Source organism: Acidimicrobiia bacterium (assembly GCA_036271555.1).
In the GTDB taxonomy this organism is placed as follows: Bacteria; Actinomycetota; Acidimicrobiia; order IMCC26256; family PALSA-610; genus DATBAK01.
Map to the genome: position 1 here is coordinate 1 of DATBAK010000078.1, position 20,230 is coordinate 20,230.

Annotated in this window: 19 protein-coding genes, 1 other RNA gene and 1 pseudogene; 15 read left to right on the forward strand and 6 right to left on the reverse strand. The window is 69.9% G+C overall.

Going from position 1 to position 20,230, the window contains the following annotated elements; genetic code table 11:
- Positions 1 to 533: 533 nt before the first annotated feature.
- Positions 534 to 1,817, forward strand: a complete 1,284-nt coding sequence (locus VH914_17820; GenBank protein HEX4493069.1) for a hypothetical protein — start codon at positions 534 to 536, stop codon at positions 1,815 to 1,817.
- On the opposite strand, the gene VH914_17825 is transcribed toward VH914_17820, so the two are convergent.
- Both VH914_17825 and VH914_17830 read right to left on the reverse strand, forming a co-directional pair.
- The gene (locus VH914_17825; GenBank protein HEX4493070.1) at positions 1,814 to 1,957 is read right to left on the reverse strand and encodes a hypothetical protein; all 144 of its coding nucleotides are present in this window, start codon (positions 1,955 to 1,957) and stop codon (positions 1,814 to 1,816) included. The genes VH914_17820 and VH914_17825 overlap by 4 nt on opposite strands.
- Before the next feature lie 250 nt (positions 1,958 to 2,207).
- Complete coding sequence (locus VH914_17830) at positions 2,208 to 3,170, reverse strand: hypothetical protein (GenBank protein HEX4493071.1); 963 nt, start codon at positions 3,168 to 3,170, stop codon at positions 2,208 to 2,210.
- A 295-nt stretch (positions 3,171 to 3,465) separates the two neighbouring features.
- Here VH914_17830 and VH914_17835 point away from each other — a divergent pair, with 295 nt between their 5' ends.
- The 5 genes from VH914_17835 to VH914_17855 all read left to right on the forward strand — a co-directional run bounded on the left by VH914_17835 (position 3,466) and on the right by VH914_17855 (position 8,667).
- On the forward strand, positions 3,466 to 3,996 hold the full coding sequence (locus tag VH914_17835) for a pyridoxamine 5'-phosphate oxidase family protein (GenBank protein HEX4493072.1): 531 nt from the start codon (positions 3,466 to 3,468) through the stop codon (positions 3,994 to 3,996).
- A gap of 84 nt (positions 3,997 to 4,080) precedes the next feature.
- Positions 4,081 to 5,595, forward strand: coding sequence for a M81 family metallopeptidase (locus tag VH914_17840; GenBank protein HEX4493073.1), 1,515 nt, complete (start codon positions 4,081 to 4,083; stop codon positions 5,593 to 5,595).
- On the forward strand, positions 5,592 to 6,740 hold the full coding sequence (locus VH914_17845) for an FAD-binding oxidoreductase (GenBank protein ID HEX4493074.1): 1,149 nt from the start codon (positions 5,592 to 5,594) through the stop codon (positions 6,738 to 6,740). The genes VH914_17840 and VH914_17845 overlap by 4 nt, the downstream gene beginning before the upstream one ends.
- 377 nt (positions 6,741 to 7,117) lie before the next feature.
- Positions 7,118 to 7,447: a hypothetical protein gene (locus VH914_17850; protein ID HEX4493075.1), complete on the forward strand. Its 330-nt coding sequence runs from the start codon at positions 7,118 to 7,120 to the stop codon at positions 7,445 to 7,447.
- 20 nt (positions 7,448 to 7,467) lie between these two features.
- Entirely contained in the window at positions 7,468 to 8,667 is a 1,200-nt protein-coding gene (locus VH914_17855) for a serine hydrolase domain-containing protein (protein ID HEX4493076.1), read from the forward strand.
- A gap of 31 nt (positions 8,668 to 8,698) precedes the next feature.
- On the opposite strand, the gene VH914_17860 is transcribed toward VH914_17855, so the two are convergent.
- Positions 8,699 to 9,076: a hypothetical protein gene (locus VH914_17860; GenBank protein HEX4493077.1), complete on the reverse strand. Its 378-nt coding sequence runs from the start codon at positions 9,074 to 9,076 to the stop codon at positions 8,699 to 8,701.
- A 48-nt stretch (positions 9,077 to 9,124) separates the two neighbouring features.
- The gene (locus VH914_17865) at positions 9,125 to 10,180 is read right to left on the reverse strand and encodes a LacI family DNA-binding transcriptional regulator (GenBank protein HEX4493078.1); all 1,056 of its coding nucleotides are present in this window, start codon (positions 10,178 to 10,180) and stop codon (positions 9,125 to 9,127) included.
- Between the two features lie 57 nt (positions 10,181 to 10,237).
- Here VH914_17865 and VH914_17870 point away from each other — a divergent pair, with 57 nt between their 5' ends.
- A complete protein-coding gene (locus tag VH914_17870; GenBank protein ID HEX4493079.1) occupies positions 10,238 to 11,407 on the forward strand; it encodes a serine hydrolase domain-containing protein in 1,170 nt (389 codons plus the stop codon).
- 331 nt (positions 11,408 to 11,738) lie between these two features.
- Here VH914_17870 and ssrA read toward each other — a convergent pair.
- Positions 11,739 to 12,097, reverse strand: a transfer-messenger RNA (tmRNA) gene (ssrA, locus tag VH914_17875).
- A 76-nt stretch (positions 12,098 to 12,173) separates the two neighbouring features.
- On the opposite strand from ssrA, the gene VH914_17880 reads away from it, so the two are divergent.
- Positions 12,174 to 12,317, forward strand: coding sequence for a hypothetical protein (locus VH914_17880; GenBank protein HEX4493080.1), 144 nt, complete (start codon positions 12,174 to 12,176; stop codon positions 12,315 to 12,317).
- Between the two features lie 12 nt (positions 12,318 to 12,329).
- A pseudogene (locus tag VH914_17885) lies at positions 12,330 to 12,647 on the forward strand (redoxin domain-containing protein).
- A gap of 13 nt (positions 12,648 to 12,660) precedes the next feature.
- Here the strand turns inward: VH914_17885 and smpB are convergent.
- Positions 12,661 to 13,134 (reverse strand): SsrA-binding protein SmpB, encoded by a 474-nt coding sequence (smpB, locus tag VH914_17890; GenBank protein HEX4493081.1) that lies wholly within the window; start codon positions 13,132 to 13,134, stop codon positions 12,661 to 12,663.
- A gap of 69 nt (positions 13,135 to 13,203) precedes the next feature.
- Here smpB and VH914_17895 point away from each other — a divergent pair, with 69 nt between their 5' ends.
- The 6 genes from VH914_17895 to VH914_17920 all read left to right on the forward strand — a co-directional run.
- A complete protein-coding gene (locus tag VH914_17895) occupies positions 13,204 to 13,803 on the forward strand; it encodes a TetR/AcrR family transcriptional regulator (protein ID HEX4493082.1) in 600 nt (199 codons plus the stop codon).
- On the forward strand, positions 13,791 to 16,043 hold the full coding sequence (locus VH914_17900) for an alpha-L-fucosidase (protein HEX4493083.1): 2,253 nt from the start codon (positions 13,791 to 13,793) through the stop codon (positions 16,041 to 16,043). Before VH914_17895 ends, VH914_17900 begins: the two co-directional genes overlap by 13 nt.
- Before the next feature lie 73 nt (positions 16,044 to 16,116).
- Entirely contained in the window at positions 16,117 to 17,109 is a 993-nt protein-coding gene (locus VH914_17905; protein HEX4493084.1) for an FAD:protein FMN transferase, read from the forward strand.
- An 87-nt stretch (positions 17,110 to 17,196) separates the two neighbouring features.
- The gene (locus VH914_17910; GenBank protein HEX4493085.1) at positions 17,197 to 17,931 is read left to right on the forward strand and encodes an EthD domain-containing protein; all 735 of its coding nucleotides are present in this window, start codon (positions 17,197 to 17,199) and stop codon (positions 17,929 to 17,931) included.
- A 49-nt stretch (positions 17,932 to 17,980) separates the two neighbouring features.
- A complete protein-coding gene (locus VH914_17915) occupies positions 17,981 to 18,931 on the forward strand; it encodes a nitronate monooxygenase (protein ID HEX4493086.1) in 951 nt (316 codons plus the stop codon).
- 67 nt (positions 18,932 to 18,998) lie between these two features.
- On the forward strand, positions 18,999 to 20,230 hold a 1,232-nt coding region (locus tag VH914_17920; protein HEX4493087.1), incomplete at its 3' end, for a xanthine dehydrogenase family protein molybdopterin-binding subunit.

Here is a 20,230-nt window from a genome sequence, read left to right on the forward strand (position 1 = left end):
GACGCGGTCGTGCGGCCGGTCCGCCGGTTCCTCGGGTTGCGCGCCCTGCGGCGATCGGCTGGACCGACCCTGACGCGCCGCCAGCTCGAGGTCGCGGCGCTGGTCGCGGACGGGCTCACGAACCGCGCGATCGCGGAGCGAGGACCGCGGGTCATCTGCGGTTCGCGCTCGGGGGTGCGGGCTACATCGCAGTCGGCGTGCGGTTCGAGGAACGGGACCTCGTCCGCGAGCTCGGTGACGAATACCGCGACTACGCACGGCGGGTCCCGGGCTTCGTCCCGCGCCCCGGACGGCGTCACTCGACGGCCGCGATCCGCCGCGGCCCGGCTTTCCTGCCCGCGGATCCCGTGACGCCCGGCTGTGACGCGGCCGCAACAGGAGTGGCCGAGCGGCAACCCGCAGTGACGGATGGCCCGTCGCCCCGGTAGAGTCCACCACTCGTAGGGCGGGCGAACGGGCGAGCCGGTTGCGGGATGCGGCGGGCCGCAGCTACGCAGCGCGGTCGGCGCGTGGCCGAGGCGGGGAGACGATCGATGCGGAAACGGGTGATGTTGGTGATCTGCGCAGTCGCGGTGATCGCGGCTGCGGGTTGCTATCAGCTTCCGCCGCACACGCCGGCGTACAAGGACCTCGGCTTCGCGATGACGCCGACGGGCTGCGCGGGGAACCCGGACAACGTCGGCAACGGGTGCTTCATCCAGGATCTGTCCGCGGCCCAGCAGACCGGCGTGAAGTGGGCCCGCATCGACGACTCCTGGTTGTGGGTCCAGCCGAATGCTCCGAGCAAGAAGGACAAGCCGCAGACCGCGTGCTCGCCGACGGTCACGCAGAACTGCTGGAACTGGACGACGATCGACCAGCGCGTGCTCGCCGCCGAAGCGCGCGGGCTCAAGGTGCTGTTGGTTCCGACGTACGCGCCGGTGTGGGCGGAGCTCGCGGGCTGCAAGAGCCAGCGGTGCGGACCGGATCCGAAGCACGTCGCCGACTACACGCACTTCGTCGACGAGTCGGTGCAGCGTTATCGACCCGGTGGGGTCGTCGGCGCGCACGTCACGTCGTGGGAGATCTGGAACGAGCCGAACGGACCCGGATTCGCGCCCAAGGCCGACCCGATCGAGTACACGAACATGCTGAAGGCCGCGTACAAGGTCATTCGGAAGTCGCCGAAGGAGTCGAAGGCCGACGTCATCACCGGCGGGACCGCGCCGGCGGCGAACAAGGTGAAGTCGAAGCGGCAGTTCAAGCCCCTCACCTGGTTGATGTGCCTGTACGACAACTCGCTCTGCAACAAGAAGGTGCACAACAGCGCCAAGGGCTCCTTCACGGCCGTCGGCCACCACCCGTACTCGGGGACGGCGCCGCCGTTGGCCAACTTCCCGTGGAACGCGTTCCGTCAGACGGCCCGCCTCCACGACGTGATGCAGAAGAACGGCGACGGCAACAAGATGATCTGGGCGACCGAGATCGGCTACTCGTCGGACACGGACCCGAGCTTCGGTGTCGGCGACGCGCAGCAGGCCGCGTTCATCGTCGAAGCGGTGATCGACTGGCACAAGTGGAGCTTCGGCGGACCGATGTTCTTCTACGACGTGCGGGACGGCTACAACCCTGCGGAGACGGACTCGTCGCGGCCCGACGCGGAGCGCGACAAGTTCACGACCGCGGGCATCCTCGGCTACGACTACACGGCCAAGACGTCGGCGTACGCGGTGTACGCGTTGACGAAGGGCAACATCAAGTCGAAGTCGGGGACGTCAACGAGCCCGACCACCACGGTGCCGCCGGTCGGCGCGAACGTCGGCGACGTCAGCAGCTAGCGAGCGCGGCGCGCGGCCGCGCTCAGCTGCACCTTCTCACCGACGCCGCGGAGGCCGTGGAGTCCGCGCGCGTCCGTTGACCACGCTTCGGGATCGAGCCGCGGGGCGACGTCGGCGGTGACGACGCGCGCGGCCTCCATCACGCGCGTCGCCGCCCACCGAGCACGCGCGCGAACGCCAGCGCTTCGTCCCGTCCGTAGAGGTCGCAGCCGAGCAGGAACGTCTGCACGTCGGAGACGAGTGAATCGGGAAGGTTGCGTTGCTCCGGATCGGTGACGACGGGTCGTAGAGCCCCGCCTCGCGCAACCGATCGAGATCGCCCACCTGATCGCGATCCAATTCGTCTGGCGCGCTCGGACTACGAGACGTGCCGGGTTGCGGTTCGACGGGTTACGAGGTGAGCGCGCAGGTCGCCGACGCGGTGTTCGAGCCGTGGCCGTCGCCGTCGCCGTATCCGCGGGCGCCACCCGTGCTGAAGTTCGCGTTGGTCTCGGGCGTCCCGGCCTCGTCGCCGTTCGGGTACTTGTCGAGCGTCGCCGAGTGCAGCGGCTTCACGCCCATGTGGTTGTAGCCGGAGAGGCCACCGAAGACCGCCGCCGCCCACTGCCACTCGATGGTGACGTTGGGGTTGTCGCTCAGGATCTGCGTCGTCCACGTGACCGGGCTGATCGAGCCCGAGAGTCCGCCGGCCGGCACGGAGAAGGCCGCGCCGGAGAGGAACACGTTGTCGCCGAACCCCGCGGGCACATCGGTCGACCAGTGCTTCCCCTTGAAGGTGACGCTCGCCTGCGCGGTCGCGGGGGAGAAGGTGATCGTCGCGTCCGGGATCGGCACGACGTAGTCGGTTCCGTTGTCGGAGAACGTCACTTGCCCGCCGTGCGTCGAGAACGTGACCGGTGACGCGTCGCCGCCGATCACACGGAACGAGCTGTTGAACCAGATCGTCCGGTGGTCCGGGATCGCAATCTCGTTGAAGTCGGCGCTGATGGAGCTCGTCGGACACAGCGCGGTCCCGCATCCGGAGACGAGTCGGTGCCGGTCGATCGCGCGGGTCCCGGTGTGCGTCTGCCAGTCGGCATGCGTCCCGACCGTGTGGGTCCCGATCGGGACGGTGATCGCAACGGTGTTCGTGCCGGTGCGACCGTCGAAGGTGAAGGGTTGCGCGGCGACCTGGGCGCCGTCGATCGACACGGTCTCGTTCACGGTGTGCGACACGCCGTCCTTGAACCGGAGGAAGGTGAATGTCGCGCCGGTGCACGACGCGCTCGCCTGGAGCGTGTGCGCGCTCGCGGCCGATACGAGCATCAGTGGTGTCATGAGCGCGACAGCGATGACGATCACGAGCCGTTTCACCGTGGGCCTCCGTTCCGATTGCGAAGTCCCGCGAACGAATCATTCGCCCGCCACCGCCCCGCAGATCCCCCGCTGCGCAAGCTAGCGGAGCCGGCGCCGCTCGGCACGGACGCACGACCCCGACCTCGCGAATCGTCCGGATACGGTCGAGCGGTGATCCTGCCGAGGGAGCGCGATTGCGATTGCGCACGATTCGCCGCGCGCGCGTGCGCAACGACATCTGCGGGTCGGCCTGCGACGGCTGACAGGAGCGCGTGCGCGATGAGTTCCGCGATCGGGTGCGGTCTCTACGACCATGGAAACGAAGAACCTTGCCGAGACCGAGGGCCTGCCCACGATCGAGTGGTCGCAGGTCGACTCCCAGATCAATGATCGCCAGGCGCACGACGACCCGCTGTCGCCGAGCCGCGCGACGTTCTGGCTGACGACGCTCAACGCCGATGGCAGCCCGCACGTGACGAGCGTGGGCGCGCTGTGGCATGCGGGATCGTTCTGGTTCCAAACCGGCGAACGCACGCGCAAGGCGAAGAACGTCGCGCGCGATCCGCGCTGCACGATCAGCATCGCGACGCGCAGCTTCGACGCGACGGTCTCGGGTGACGCGCGACTCGTCACCGACCCGAAGGTGATCGCGGAGATCGCGGCCGCGTGGGCGCAAGGTGGCTGGCCCGCCGAGCCCGACGCGTCCGGCGCCGGAATCACCGCGCCGTTCAACGCGCCGACGCTCGGGCCGCCGCCGTGGTTCGTCTACGAGGTGAAGCCGCGCCGCGCGACGGCAGTCGGTACGACCGAAGAGGGCCCCGGCTCGACGCGCTGGCGGTTCTGAACCGCGTCTTCCCGGGTCGGGGCGATTCCCGATCGGGTACAACGGGAGTCCAATTCCGACCACCGAAAACCGGATCCGTCGCCCATGACCTCAGCCCGCGCCGCCTTCCGTGTGGGTGTTGGTGGCATCGTCCACGAGACGAACACCTTCGCCGTGGAAGCCCTTGGTCCGACGGACCTGGATGCCTTCGTTCGGGTCGACGGCGAAGACATCCTGCGCGTCCACCGCGGAACGCGCACGTGCGTCGGCGGCATGATCGACGCGGCCGCCGAGCTCGGCGCCGAGCTGGTGCCGTTGTCGTGGTCGTTCGCGCAGCCGTCCGGGACGGTCGCCGCCGACGCGTACCAGTCGATGCGAGACAACCTTTTGCACGCGATCACCGCCGCCGGTCCGCTCGATGCGCTGGCGCTCGACCTGCACGGCGGCGGCGTGGCCGAGAACGCGGAAGACCTCGAGGGCGATCTCGGCAGCGCGGTCCGCGCGCTCGTCGGACCGCGCGTGCCGATCGTCGTCACGCTCGATCTGCACGGCAACGTGTCCGACACGATGGCCGACGCGTTCGACGTGATGATCGGATACCACCTGTATCCGCACACCGACCAGTGGGAGCGCGGCGACGAAGCGATGCGGCTCGTGCCCCGTTTGCTCGACGGCACGCTGCGCCCGCGCACCTATGTCGAGCACCTCCCGATCCTGCTCCCCACGTCGACCACCGACCCGGGCCATCCGGCCGCCGACATGAACGAGCTGTGCCGCCGGCTCGAGGCCGAACCGGGAGTGGTCGACTGCACCGTGTTCCACGGCTTTCCCTTCACCGACGTTCCCGAGGTGGGAGTGCACGTCGTGGTGACGACCGACGCCGACATCGACCTGGCGCGTCGCACCGCGGCGAAGGTCGGTGCGTGGATCTGGGACGCCAAGGAGCGATTCCGCGTCGAGCACCCGACGCCGGATCAGGCCGTGCGCGCCGCGCTCGAGATGACCGGACAGCCGATCGTCATCAACGAGACCAACGACAACGCGGGCGGCGGCGCGCCCGGTGACGGCACGCAGTTGTTGCAGGCGCTGATCGACCAGGGCGCGGACGACGCCGTGTTCGGCTTCCTCTGCGATGCCGAGTCGGTCGCGGTCTGTCACGACGCGGGCGTCGGCGCGGTCGTGCACCTGCGGTTGGGAGCCAAGCACGACCGCGTCCACGGTGAGACCATCGAGACCGATGCCTACGTGAAGTGCCTCACCGACGGACGCTTCACGTTGCGTGCGTTCGCGGAAGGCTCGCGGGTGTCGTTGGGTCGTTGCGCGCGTGTCGTCCTCGGCGGACGTGACGGCGGCATCGAAGTGATCGTGGCCGAGCGACGCGCGCAGACGTTCGACGACACCATCTTCCGTCTGCACGGGATCGACGTGACCGAGTACAAGATCGTGGCGCTCAAGTCGTCGAACCACTTCCGCGCCGGGTTCCGCGATGTCGCGGCCGCCATCGTGACGTCGGACGCGCCCGGTCTCACGACGACCCGAGTCGAGGTCTTCGATCATCAGCGGTCGGCGCGCCCGCTGTGGCCGCGCGACCCCGACGCGACCTACGCGCCGCCGGAGTGAATGGCTCCGAACACCTCGCGGTCGACGTCGCGCTGATCGGTGCCGGCATCGCCGGCGTGTCGGCCGGAGCCGCGTTGGCCGCGGCGGGTGCCGCGGTCGCGGTGCTCGAGGCCGAGGATCGGCCGGGTCATCACGCCACGGGCCGTTCGGTCGCGTTGTTCAGCGAGAACTACGGGAACGAGGTCGTGCGCCGCCTGACCGTCGGCAGCCGCGCGTTTCTCGCCGATCCACCTTCCGGGTTCAGCGCGGTTCCGCTGTTGCGCCCGCGCGGCGCGCTCTCGATCGGACGGAACGATCAGCGCGACAGCCTGGCTCGACTGCACGCCGCGGGTTCGATGTTGGTGACCGACCTGCAACTGGTCGACGCCGCGCACGCGCGAAAGCTGTGTCCGGCGCTGTCGAGCGACTACGTCGTCGGCGGAGTGTGGGAACCGCGCGCCGCCGACATCGACGTCGACGCGCTGCTCGGTGGGTACCTGCGCCGGCTGAGCCGGGCCGGCGGCCACCTCGTGACCGACGCGCGGATGCGATCGGCGCGCCGAAGCGCGAATCGTTGGGTGCTCGAAGGCGACGGGGTCACGGTCGAAGCCGGGATCGTGGTCAACGCCGCGGGGGCGTGGGCCGACGTCGTCGGCGAGCTATTGGGCGCGCGCCCGCTCGGGATGGTGCCGAACCGGCGGACGGCGTTCATCTTCGATCCGCCCGGCAAGGAGGACGCGCAGACCTGGCCCATGGTCACCGACGTCGACGAGGCCTTCTACTTCAAGCCCGAGGGCGGTCGGTTGGTCGGCTCGCCCGCCGACGAGACGCCGAGCCCGCCGGCGGATGCCCGTCCCGAAGAGATCGACGTCGCCCGCGCGCTGGATCGGATCGGCGCCGCGCTGGGCGTCGAGCTGCGGCACGCCTCCCACCCGTGGGCCGGGCTGCGGACCTTCGCACCCGACCGCACGCCGGTGGCCGGGCCCGACCCGGACGTGGACGGCCTTTTCTGGCTGGCCGGGCAGGGGGGCTACGGAATCCAGACCGCGCCCGCGCTGGCCGCCGCGACCGCGGGCTTGGTGCTCGACGGTGAATTGCCGCCGACGCTGACGGCCGTCGGGCTCCGCGCCGCCGATCTGGCGCCCGCGCGATTGGCCCGCGACTGAGGTCGGCCGTAGCCCACGTTGCGCAATCGGCGCATACCGCGAAAATATGCAGCCGTGCAGATATGTACCGAGACTCGGGCCGCGGATCGCCCGGGTCGCCGGACGCAGGCCCAGCGGCGGGACGAGACCCGAACCGCCCTGCTCGACGCAACCATCGACTGCCTGGTGACGTACGGCTACGCCAACACCACGACGGGTCGGATCGCGGAGCTGGCGGGCATGTCGCGCGGCGCGCAGGTTCCCTACTTCCGCACGCGCGCGGAGCGCAGGTTCCCTACTTCCGCACGCGCGCGGAGTTGTTGGGCGCGGCCGTCTCGTATCTGGCGGAGAAGCGCATCGCCGCAGCGCGCGCTCGATTCGCGAACGGTCCCGTATCGGTGGAGCAGGCACTCGACGTGCTCTGGGAAGAGCACCAGGGACCGGTGTTCCACGCCGCGCTCGAGCTGTGGGTGGCCTCGCGCAGCGACCCTGAGCTGAGCCGCGTGATGTACGAGGTCGAGCGCGAAGTCGCGGAAGGCATCGCGAGCGTCGCGCGAGACGCGATCGGCGACGTCGCGCGTCGGCCGGGCTTCATCGATCAGCTGTACTTCGCGCTCGCGACGATCAACGGACTCGCGCTGTTTCAGATCACCCTCGGCGACTCACTCGATGCGCTGTGGGTGCAAGCGCGCCAACGCCTGGCCGACGGCCTGACAGGAGCCGCGTGATGACGGTCAAAACCCGCCGAATGATCAGGACCGTCGTCGTCGTCGCCGGCGCGCTGCTCGCGACCGCGGCGATGCCGAGCATGGGCGCGTCGGCCACCGGCGCGACACCCGCTTCCGTCGCCGCGCCCGCCGCGGTTCGTGCATCCTTGCGCCACGAGCTCAACGGCTACTTGAGGAGCTACGGAAGCGAAGAGCACATCTCCGCGGTGTCGCTCGCGGTCACGTCGAGCGGCGGCCGGCCGGGCATCGGCCTGACCGCGGGGACGACCCGATACGGCGCGGGGCGCGCGGTCCCGCCGAGCGCGCTGTGGCAGATCGGGAGCAACACGAAGGCGTTCACATCGGTGCTGATGCTGCAGCTCGAGGCCGAGCACAAGCTCTCGATCGACGACACGTTGGGCACGTGGCTGCCGCAGTATCCGGCGTGGAGTGGAGTCACGATCGAGCAGCTCTTGAACATGACGAGCGGCATCCCCAACTACACGGGCTCGGTGACGTTCTGGAGCGACCTCGGCGCCGCGCCCAACCGCAAGTTCTCGGCGGCCGAGCTGGTCGCGTACGCGATCCCAATGCCCGCGACGAAGGGCTACAGCTACTCGAACACGAACTACGTGCTCGCACAGATGATCGTCGAGCGCGCGAGCGGCGAGAGCTACGCGACGCGGCTGCGCGAGAAGATCGTCGAACCGCTCGGACTGCAGAACACGTTCTACTCCGCGCATGACTACGCGCCGGCCGTGACCGGGCGCATGGCGGCCGGGTATTTCTGGGTCAAAGAGTTGCCGATGATGTCGTCGCAGCTCGGCAAGGACCAGCGGCGCAACAGCATCTCGTGGGCGCAGGGCGCGGGCGCGATCGTCAGCTCGCTGCAAGACCTCGGCCGGTGGGATCACGCATTGTTCACGGGCCAGGAACTGCCGAAGCGCCAACAGCGCGAGCTGACGAGCCTGGTGTCGGCGGCAACCGGCGAACCGATCACGAAGACGTCGCTGTCCGATCCTGCGGGTTACGGCCTGGGTGTCAATCAGGTCACGAGCAAGGCGCTGGGAACCGTCTGGTACTACGAGGGCGAGACCGACGGATATCGCGTCGTCAACCTCTACGCGCCGAAGTCCGGCACCACCATCGCGATCGGCGTGAACAGCACGACGCTCGACGACAACACCGGAACCCTTGCGACATCGGTCTATGTGACCCTGCACGAAGCGGGCTTGGCCTGACTGCCGCGGTGCCCGCGGCGACGCGGCTCCCTCAGCGGTAGGGAGTCAGATCGGCCCCGGGGTAGCGCGCCTGGGTGTCGGCCAGGGTCTGCTCGTCCCAATACGGGTCGCCCGGCGCGGGGAAGCCGAACACCGATCGCTCCCGGGGAGTCGCGCGCTCGATGAGCTCGAACCACGCGGGCTGCGTGGCGCGCTCGGCCCACGCGACCCTGCCGGTCCAGCGCGGTGCCCACATGTCGTACTCGGCGAGGAGCGCGAAGCGGGTCGATCGTTCGTAGTCGACGGCACCCGCGTACTTGGCCACAGCTCCGCCTCGTCGAGCCGCCAACTCGTCCGCGCCGAGGAAGTTCTCGAAGACGAGATGGCCCCGCTCCCGGAGATCGGCCACGCACTGGTCGGGCACCCTCATTGCCGCGAGACGCTAAGCCTGACGCGTCGCAGTTGACGCGGACGAGCCTCAGCGCGCCGACGGTCCCGGGTCATCGAGCGCGCGGGGTCGCCCGGTCGAGCGCCGCTCGACGTAGGCCGAGGAGATGCCGGCCGGCGCTTCGACGTCGGCGCCTGCGAGGGTATCGAGGAGCCAGGTCGCGAGCGTCATGCCCTCCGCGTAGGTGTCACGGCTGACGACGCTGAGTGCGGGTCGGTAGGCGCGTGCCCAGTCGGAGTCGCCGTACACCACCAGCGACGCGTCACGCGGGAGGCGGATCCGCGAGTCGTCGAGCGCAAGGAGCAACCACGGCGCGAGGAGGTGGCTGCCGCACACGAACGCGGTCACGTGCGATTCGGCGACCGCGCGCAGTTCGTCGCGTGCCGCATCGGCGCCGCGTGCCGGATCGACGACGTGGATGTCGACCTGCGCGTTCGCGTCGCGAAACAGCATCGCGAGGTTGCCGAGGCGACCCTGGCGCAACCTCCGGCCCTGTTGCCCCTGGGGCGCGGGCGGTGACACGAAGGCGACGCGCCGGTGACCGAGCTCGATCAATCGTGTCGCCATGTCCCGTGTGGCCTGCGCCTCACCCTGCTCCCAATGGCGCGCGAGACCGCGGTCGTAGTCGGCCACGCTGGGTGCCACGGGCACGCCGTGCTCGACGTACATGTCGAGCGATGCCTTCGTCGCCGATCCCGCGAGGATGAGGCCGTCGACGCCCTGATCGAAGAATCGCTCGAGCGCGGCCTCCTGCGCGGCCGCCGAGCGCTGACCGTCGGCGATCAACACGACGTACCCCCGTTCGTGTGCCACCTGCTCGACGCCCCGCAGGAACGGGAGGAACACCGGGTTCGCGAGGTCGGGCACGAAGACGCCGATCGAGCGCGACTCCGAACGCCGGAGCCCGCGCGCTTGGCGATTCGGGCGGTAGTCGAGTTGCGCGACGGCCGCCTCGACGCGGCGACGGACGTCCGGGCTGCCGCGCCCGTCGTTCAAGACCTTCGAGACCGTGGACGGGCGCACGCCTGCGAGGCGTGCGACGTCGGCGATCGTCACCCGGGGTTCGGGGGAGCCGGCGACGCGCACGTTGAGACGATATCCCCCGTCTGGAAATCGATTTCCATGGGCGTTACCGTTGCGGTCATGACCCCCCGACGATGTGTCCCCGCCGTCGTGCTCGCGCTCGGTCTGCTCGCGTCCGCCTGCTCGAGTGGTGGCGCCGCGTCCGACACCTCTCGCCCGAGGTCGACGGCACCGTCGACGACGGCCCCGGTGCCGATGGCCGTGCCCGGCGCCACCTGGCAAAAGGTCACGCCCGCGTCGGTCGGGCTCTCGGCGACCGCGCTCGGTCAGATCGCGCAGACGGCGCACGTCGGCAAGTCCCGCTGCCTTGTCGTCGCGCGTCGAGGGACGATCGCCGGCGAGTGGTATTTCGACGGCACCGGTCCTGACACCACGCAGAACGTGTTCTCGGCGACCAAGTCGATCGCGAGCACGCTCATCGGTATCGCACAGGACGAAGGCGACCTACGCGTCACCGACCGCGTGTCGAAATACGTTCCCGAGTGGCGCAACACGCCGTCCTCGGACGTGACCATTCGCGACATCCTGAGCGGGGTGTCGGGTCGTCAGTGGAGTCCGCTGATCGACTACCGGCAGCTTGTGCGCGCGAAGAACGCGGACGCGTTCGCGGTCGGTCTGCATCAGGCCGCGGCTCCCGGCACGGTGTGGGACTACAACAACAGCGCCGACCAAGTGCTCGATGAGGTGCTGCGACACGCAACCCACGAGAACGTCGTGCAGTTCGCGCACGTCAAGCTCTTCGCGCCCATCGGCATGGACCACACGCATCTCACGACTGATCCGTCGGGCAACGCGCTGCTCTACGAAGGGATGCAGTCGAGCTGCGAAGACATGGCGCGCCTGGGGTTGCTGTTCCTCGACCGCGGGCGGTGGGGCACGCACCAGATCGTGTCGAGCGCATGGGTCGACGCCGCGACGGGAGCGTCGTCGTCGCGGCTGAACGCGGCGTACGGGTATCTCTGGTGGCTGAACCGTCCCGGGCGCTTGAAGGGTCCGTTGTCGGCGACGAACGTGGCTGCCGCGGCGAAGCCCGAGACCGAGGACGGAAGCCTCGTGCCGGGCCTACCCGCGACGACGTATTGGGCTCTCGGGCTCGGCAACCAGCTCGTCCAGGTCGATCCTGGTTCCGGCACGATCGTCGTCCGCCTCGGTACTCCCGAACCGCAGCCAAAGCCGCCGACCTTCGGTCCGAAGGAAGCGAGCAGGGTCGTCACCGAGGCCGTGCAATGACGCGTTCACCTTCTTCCGGAGCTTCCACGCGCGAAGGGAGCGAGGTGCCACCGGGCTACGAGCCCGAGCGCTCGCGGGAGCATCGAGAAGCGATAGGCGAGCACCGCGCGCTCGTGGCGCGCTGCTCGCGTGAGCTGGGAGGTCGACTCAAGGTCGTCGTAGGTCCGGTCCACCGCGGCGAGCAACTCGAGCGCGTCGACGATTTGCAGCCGGAACCCCGAGGCGGAGGCGAGATCGAGAAGTGATCGAGCGTGTCGCGCGACGACGTCGGCGCGCTACGACCCATGCTGGCGATCTGGAACTGCGGACCGCGGAAGTTGTGGGTCTTGGTTGGTGGAGGTGGCGGGAGTCGAACCCGCGTCTTCCGAGCTGTTGATGGGGCTTCTCCGAGCGCAGCCGGCGGGTAGGTCTCGGTCAGCCGCCGTTCACCGGCGTCCAGTGGCTGTCCCAGCCCCGCTGTGATGTCCCGCCGGGCCACGGGGCCCGTCCCGGCGGTGAGTCACTCATGATGACGCTCTGTCCCGACTGAGTGACGGAGTCGGATCGAGCGTCGCGTCTAGGAAGTTTCCTAGGCCGCGAGAGCCAAGTTGTCGTTGGCAGGTATTGATGGTTCCGGCTCTTTCACGACGATCCGGAGACGTCGGCTCGCTTCACCCATCTCGAACATCGAAATCGAAGCCACGCACCCCCTGGTTGACTGCTGAACGAACCATTCTACGCCCCTGATCAGTGGGGCCTTTCCGATCCCGGTCCGTACACTGCCGGCATGTCGGTGCACAGCAGCAACGCGTCGGTCGGTGACCCGGCGCCGAAGTTCGCCCTTCCCGATGCGGTCGGCAACGTCGTTGCGCTCGACGATCTCGTCGCGCACGGCCCGGTCGTCGTCGTCTTCCTCCGCGGCTTCGCCTGACCGTTCTGCCGCCGGCACCTCGCGCAGTTGCGCGACGACATCGACCAGTTCACGGCCGCCGGCGCCTCGGTGATCGCGATCGCGCCCGAGTCGACGGAGTCGATCGGCCGCTTCACGAAGCAGCACCCGTCACCGTTCCCGATCGTGTCCGACAGCGATCACGCGACCTTCGACGCCTACGACGTCGCGAGTCGCGCGCTCAGCCTCGGACAGCGTCCCGCGGTGTTCGTCGTCGACGCGCAGGGTGTCGTGCGCTTCGACGCGATCGGAACGCAGCAGTGGCAGATCGCCGACAACAAGACGGTGCTCGAGATCCTCGCGTCGCTCTAGCGCGTCGCTCGAGCTAGTCGCGGTGTCGTCGGCTCTTCATCGCACGCTCGATGTCGCGCTTCGCGTCGGCTTCGGCGAGGGCTTGGCGTTTGTCGTGGCGCGCCTTGCCGCGCGCGGTCGCGATCTCGACCTTGGCGCGCCCGTCCCGGAAGTAGACGCGCAGCGGCACGATCGTGACGCCCTTTTCGTCCGACGCGCGCGCGAGCTCGTGGATCTCGCGTTGGTGGAGCAGCAGCTCGCGCGGACGGATGGGGTCGAGGTCGTCGTGCGAGTAGAAGTACGGCGACACGTGCATGCCGTAGAGCCGCACCGCGTCGGGCTCGACCCGCACGAACGAATCCTGCAGGTTCGCCCGGCCCTCGCGGATCGACTTCACCTCCGCGCCCTTCAGCACCATGCCGGCCTCGAACACGTCGAGCACGAAGTACTCGTGACGCGCGCGGCGGTTCGTGATCACCGTCTTGTCGCCGCGCGTGCCGGGAGCCATGGGCGAGCACGGTACCGAACGCTGTGCGATTATCACAGCGTTATAGCGATCCCGGCGACGAGGGGAACCATGGCGAGGCGCAGGGGAGCGGCGCACGGCGACTCGCTGCGCGTGGCGATGCTCGACGCCGCGAGCGCGCTGCTGCACGAGGAAGGCCCGCAGGCGCTGACGACCCGCCGCCTCGCCGACACGGTCGGCACCTCGACGCAGGCGATCTACACGCTCTTCGGCGGCAAGGAGGGCATCCTGCGCGCGATGTACGCCGAGGGCTTCGACCGGCTCGCGCGGGAGCTCGCCGCCGTCGACGCCGCCGAGGAGCCGGCCGACTACCTGCTCGACCTCGGCCGCGCGTACCGCAAGGCCGCGCGCCGCAGCCCGCACTATTACGACGTGATGTTCGGACGGCCGGTGCCCGAGTTCGCGCCCGATCCCGACGACCTCGATCGCAGCGAGGCGACGCGGCGGGTCCTCACCGAGGGCATCGCGCGCTGCATCGACGCGGGCATGCTGCGCAAGGACTCGAACCCCGAGCAGATCGCGGCCTTCCTCTGGGCGGTCGCGCACGGCGTCGTCAGCCTCGAGCTCGCCGGTCACCTCGACCTCGGTGCCGACCCCGACACCGCCTTCGACGGCTACCTCATGGCCAGCGTCGCGGCGTGGCTCGCGTGACGATCGACGCGCACGCGCTGCCCGCGTGGTGGGACGGCTGCCGGTACGGCATGTTCGTGCACGCCAATCTTGCGACCGTGCCCGCGTTCGCGCCGGTGCACGAGTACGCCGACTGGTACTGGTCGCATCTCGAGCCGCGCGCCGACGTCATCTTGCATCCGACGTCGCCGCTGCCCGAGGTGATGGCGCACCACGCCGAGCACTGGCCCGGTATCGCGTTCGACGACTTCGCGCCGATGCTCACGTTCGATCGCTTCGACGCCGACGCGTTCACCGAGCTCGCGCGCGACGCGGGCATGCGCTACCTCGTGCCCGTGACGAAACACCACGACGGCTTCTGCTTCTGGGACTCCGCGTCGAGCGAGCGCACGTCGACGCGCGTCGGGCCGAATCGCGACGTGATCGCGGAGCTCGCCGACGCCTCGCAGCGCGCCGACCTGCGCTTCGGCCTGTACTACTCGCTGCTCGACTGGTCGCATCCCGCGTATCCCGATCCGGACGCGTACGTCGACGCGTACATGCGCCCGCAGATCCGCGAGCTCGTCCAGCGGTTCGCGCCGACGATTCTCTGGGGCGACGGTCACTGGGGTCATCCTCCGAACGTCTGGCGCTCCGACGCGATCGTGGCCGAGTACTACGAGGCGCTCGCGCGCGTCGGGCTCGACGGCGTGGTGAACGACCGCTTCTGGGCGTCGCACTCCGACTTCATGGTGTACGAGTACGACGTACCCGATCGCGTGCCCGACCGGCCGTGGGAGCTGTGCCGCGGTCTTTCGCACTCGTTCTGCGTGAACCACGCGGAATCCGCGTCCGACCATCTCACCGGCGCGCAGGTCGTCGCGATGCTCGTCGAGACGGTCGCGAAGGGCGGGCACCTGCTACTCAACGTCGGCCCTGAAGCCGACGGGTCGATCCCCGAGCTGCAATCACGCGCACTGCGCGACGCGGGCGTCTGGGTGCACGCGCACGCCGACGTGATCCACGACTCCCAGCCGTTCGCGAACGTCGGCGAAGGGTCGACGTGGATGATGGCGGGTGCGTCGCGGAGCCCGGGTGTGACGCGCCTCCACGTCGTCGACACCGCGAACCGCGAGCGCGTCGTGGTCGGCGGTCTCGACGCGGAGATCGTCGACGTCGCGCGGCGCGACGGCCGGCCGGTGCAATGGGCCGCTCGCGGCGACGGCGTGGAGATCACGAGCGCGCTCGTGCCGGCGCTCGCGACGGTGTACGCGGTCGACGTGCGTGTGCGCGACCGATCGCCGATCGTCGTGCGCGTCGCGGGTGCGGTGACGCGCAACGGTCAACCGGAGCGCTCGTTCGGCAACGCGCTCTCGCGCGCGAGCGACGGCGACATCGTCGAGCTCGGCGCGGGTCGTTACACACACGGGCCGTTTCCGCTGAAGGTCGCCGAAGGTGTGACGGTGCGTGCCGGTTCGGGAGTCGTCGCGTCGGACGTCGAGGTCGTCGGCGACGGCAACGCGGTGTTCGAGCTCGCGTCGCGCGCGCGGTTGGTCGGGATCTCGGTGACCGGCGGCGCGCCCGGATACATGTTCATCCCGCCGACGTGTGTCGTCACGCGGCGGCGCGCCGACGCAGTCGAGGTGCGTGGCTGCCACGTCGAAGCGATCGCGGTCGCGGGCGGCTCGCGCCATCGGATCGAGCGGAACGTGGTTTCCGGCGGCAACATCACGTTCGACGGTGCGACGGAGTCGATCGCGTTCGACAACTACCAGCACGGGTTGCGATGGGGCGTCGGCATCGAGGTCACGGGCGGATCCGACGTGTGGATCGAGAACAACGAGTGCCATGACGACCTGTGCGCGATTCGCTTCGCGGGCACGACCAACGGTGTCATCGCGAAGAACCGCGTCGAGACGCGCTGGTTCGGCGTGCACGTGCGCGACTCGGAAGGTGTGCTCGTTCGGAAGAACCGCGTGAAGCGCACGATGCGCGCGTTCTCGGTCGAGGGTGGGCGCGCGAACCGGATCGAGTGGAACGTCGTGGAGCACTGCGACACCGGCGTGCTGCTCGAACGGGGCGCCACCGCGACGCGCGTCGAGTCGAACTGGCTGCACGACTGCCGCGTCGGCGTGCTCGCCTGGGGCGACCGCGACACCGAGCTCGAGGAGAACGGCATCACCGAGCCGCGTGACCACGCCGTGGTCGCCGACTCCGACCTCTCGGTCGACGGCGACAACCTCGGCGGCACCGTCTGGCGGGCAATCGCGCCTCCGCGCTGAAGATCGGCGCCGGCGCGCGCCGATACCCGAGCAGGCGCCGCGATCGCGCGCCGCAGACGGGACGATGGGGGACATGGCCGACGCGCCGACGAACCACCGACTGCAGGCGTCGGGCGCCGCCGCAGCGCGCCGCCGCGACCACGATCGTGACGGCATCGAGTTGAGCGTGGAGGCCGTGCCCGTCGTCACCGAGGCGCGCTTTCGCGCGATGGGCAGCGACGCGCGGGTCGTGCTCGTCGACGGCGATCCGGAGCTCCTCGACGACGCGCGAGCGCACATCGAGCTGCTCGAGGCGCGGTGGAGCCGCTTCCGCGTGTCGAGCGAGCTCTGCCGGCTCAACGCACGACCGAACGTGCCGGTCGTCGTGTCGCGCGACACCTTTGCCGTCGTCGCGCGCGCAGTCGACGCCTGGCAGCGCACCGCGGGCCGCTTCGATCCGACCGTGCTCCCCGCGCTGCGCGCCGCGGGCTACGACCGCGGCTTCGCCGTGATCGCGCACGACGGACCGATCGCGACCGCGCCCGCGGATCCCGCGCCGTCGCTCGGGTGCGCGGGCATCGTCTTCGATCCGGTGGTCTCGGCGATCACCTTGCCGGCAGGGGTGGTGCTCGACCTCGGTGGGATCGGCAAGGGCTACGCCGCCGACCTCGTCGCCGGCGCGCTCGTCGCCGCCGGCGCGCGTGGCGCGTGCGTGCACTTCGGATGCGACCTGCGCGTCGCGGGCGAACCGATGTCCGGTGATGCGTGGCGCGTGGCGGTCGACGACGGTCTCGGCGAGCTCCGTCTCGCGACCGGCGCGGTCGCGACGACCTCGCGCGACGGGCGCGGTCGCGCGCTGCACGGCCGCATCGATCCCGCGACCGGTACCGGCTTGCACACCGGTCTCGCGTCGGCCACGGTCGTCGCGGCCGACGCGTGGTGGGCGGCGGCGCTCTCCAAGGCGGCGTTCCTCTCGGGGATCGACGCGGGTGCGCAGCTGGTGTGCGATGCGGGTGCGACCGGCTGGTTCGTGCACGACGACGGGCGCGTCCTGGAGCTCCCGGGAATGGACGCGTTTCGCGCGTGACGCAGCACCTCGACGGTGCGCGATCCGCGCGAGCGGTCTCGGGGCCTACGCTGCGCCCGATCGAGGTGGCCGTCGCGGAGGTCCGGCGTGGAGCAGCTCGCAGTCGCGGTGTGGCGGCTCGCGTCGTCGACCGCGGAGCAGTTCCGCGCCGCACTCGTCGGCGAGTGGGCTCCGCTCGCATGCGAGCACGAGGGTCTCGACGACCTGACCTTGAACTTCGCGGCGCCCGATCAGGGGATCTACGCGCGCCCGCCGGGTCCCGACGGTCTCACGTCGATGGTCGACGCGTTCGTGATGCTCGGCCTCGCGCAGGCGCACGACCTCGACGACCTGCCCGGTCGCGACGAGCTCTATCGCCTCGCTCGCCGCGTCGACGTGTGGCGCGTGCGCACGGATCACCCGAAGGCGTACGCGCGCGAGTGGCCCGACGGCACCGAGGCGCCGGGCGTCAAGCTCGTGTCCTTCATGCGGCGCGCCGATGCGATGAACCACGAACAGTTCGTGCGGCACTGGACCGAGCGCCACACGCCGCTCGCGCTCGAGCACCACGTCGGACTCTGGGACTACCGGCAGCATGTCGTGCGGCGCGCGTACACACCGGGCGGGCGCGACGTCGACGGCATCGCGGAGCTGCACTTCGAGACGCGCGCCGACTTCGACGAAAAGTTCTTCGATTCCGACGCGGGCCGGAAGGTGATCATGGACGACGTCGCGCGCTTCATGGGCCGTCCGACGGGTGGCAGCGGCCTCATGATCGAGTTGCCGATCTTGTCGGCGTTCGACGGCCGGGGCGCTTTGCGGCCCGGCCGACTCGTCGAGTGAGGCGTCAGGAGGGCGAAGGTTGCGAGCCCGACGAGGAGGCGTCGTGACCGTGAAACCACCACCGGTGCGCAACCGGGTCACCGAGCTGCTCGGCGTCGATTACCCGATCGTGCAGGCGCCGATGGGCTACATCGCGCGTGCGCAGCTCGCGTCGGCGGTGTCGAACGCGGGCGGGCTCGGGATCATCGAGACGTCGTCGGGCGACCTCGCCGCGGTGCGCGAGGAGATCGTGAAGATGCGCGATCTCACCGACAAGCCGTTCGGCGTCAACATCGCGCAGCTCTTCGTGCGCGACGCGAGCATCGTCGACTTCGTCGTCGAGAACGGCGTGCGCTTCGTGACGACGTCGGCCGGCGACCCGACGAAGTACACCGCGATCCTGAAGGACGCGGGCCTCACCGTCTTTCACGTCGTCCCGTCGTTGCGGGGCGCGCGCAAGGCGGTCGACGCGGGTGTCGACGGGCTCGTTGTCGAAGGCAACGAAGGCGGCGGGTTCAAGCATCCGTCGGGCGCGTCGACGATGGTGCTGCTGCCATTGGTCGCGTCGCATGTCGACGTGCCGATCATCGCCGCGGGCGGTGTCGTCGACGGTCGGTCGATGGCGGGCGCGTTCGTGCTCGGCGCGGAAGGCGTGCAGATGGGCACGCGCATGCTCAGCGCGGCCGAGTCGCCCGTGCACGACCGCTACAAGCAGCTCGTCGTCGAGTCGACCGAGAGCGACACGGTGTTGCTGAACCGCTTCGCGCAGCCCGCGTTCCGTGTGTTGCGCACGCCGCGCAGCAGCGACCTCGAGCGTCAGGAAGCGGTGTCGCTCGGCGAGCTCGGCGGTGTGCTCGACCTCTACTTCAACGGCAACCTCGACGCCGCGTTCGCGTTCGGCGGCCAGGTCGCGGGGCGCATCGACGCGGTGCGGCCCGTCGCGGAGATCGTCGACGCGACGATCACCGAGCTGCACGAGACGCTCGCGGCGATCGCCAAGGCGTATCCGGCTGATCGCTGATCGCTGATCCCGGATCGAGCGGGCGACCGGTAGTGTCCGGCCCGCCGTTGCACTGCAAGGGGGCACGATGGCCAGGTCGGGATCCATCCTCGGGAACGCGGTGCGCCGGAAGGAAGACCCCGGCGTGCTGCGCGGCGAGACGCAGTATTTCGACGACCTGCACTTCGACCACCTCGCGCACGTCGTCTTCGTCCGCTCGTTGTTCGCGCACGCGCGCCTCGAGTCGATCGACACCAGCGCGGCGCGCGAGATGCCGGGCGTGCTCGGCGTCTACACCGCCGACGACCTGAACCTGCCCGACCAGCAGGGCTTCGCGATGCTGCCGCCGGTCTTCAACCGCCCGCCGCTCGCGCGCGGCACCGTGCGTTTCGTCGGCGACGTCGTCGTTGCGGTCGTCGCGGAGACGCGCACGCAGGCGGTCGACGCGGCCGAGCAGGTGATCGTCGACTACGACCCGCTCCCCGTGGTCGTCGATGCGGAAGCCGCGCTCGCCGACGGCGCGCCGCTCGTGTTCCCGGACCACGGCTCGAACCTCGCGTTCGAGTTGAACTTCGGCACTGATCCGACGGTGTTCGACGGGGCCGACGTCGTCGTCGAACAGACCTTCCAGAACCAGCGGGTCGCGGGCGTGCCGATGGAGGGCAACGGCATCGTCGCGGTGCCCGGTACTCCCGAGCTCACCGCGTGGGTGCCGACGCAGGGCCCGAACGGATTGCAGGCACCGCTCGCGACCGCGCTGGGTCTCGACGCTGCGGCCGTGCGCATCGTCGCGCCCGCGGTCGGCGGCGGCTTCGGTCCGAAGGCCGGCCTGTACGTCGAGCACATCGTCACGTCGAAGATCGCACTCGTGTTGCAGCGGCCGGTGAAGTGGACCGAGACGCGCTCCGAGAACATGGTCTCGATGGTCCACGGCCGCGGCCAGGTGCAGCTCGTCGAGCTCGGGCTCAAGCGTGACGGCACGATCGTCGGCCTGCGCGCGACCGCGATCGCCGACGCCGGCGGCTATCCCGCGATCGGCGCGTTCCTGCCGTTCTTCACGCGCACGATGGCGCAGGGCGTGTACCGAATCCCGAAGATCGAGTTCACCGTACGCAGTGTCGCGACGAACACCACGCCGACCGGCGCGTACCGCGGCGCGGGCCGTCCCGAGGCGACCGCGTTGCTCGAGCGCATCCTCGACATCGCGGCGGACGAGCTCGGCATCGACGCCGCGGAGATCCGTCGTCGCAACTTCCTGCAGCCGTCGGAGTTCCCGCTCACGACGGTGACCGGCGCGAACTACGACAACGGCGAGTACGA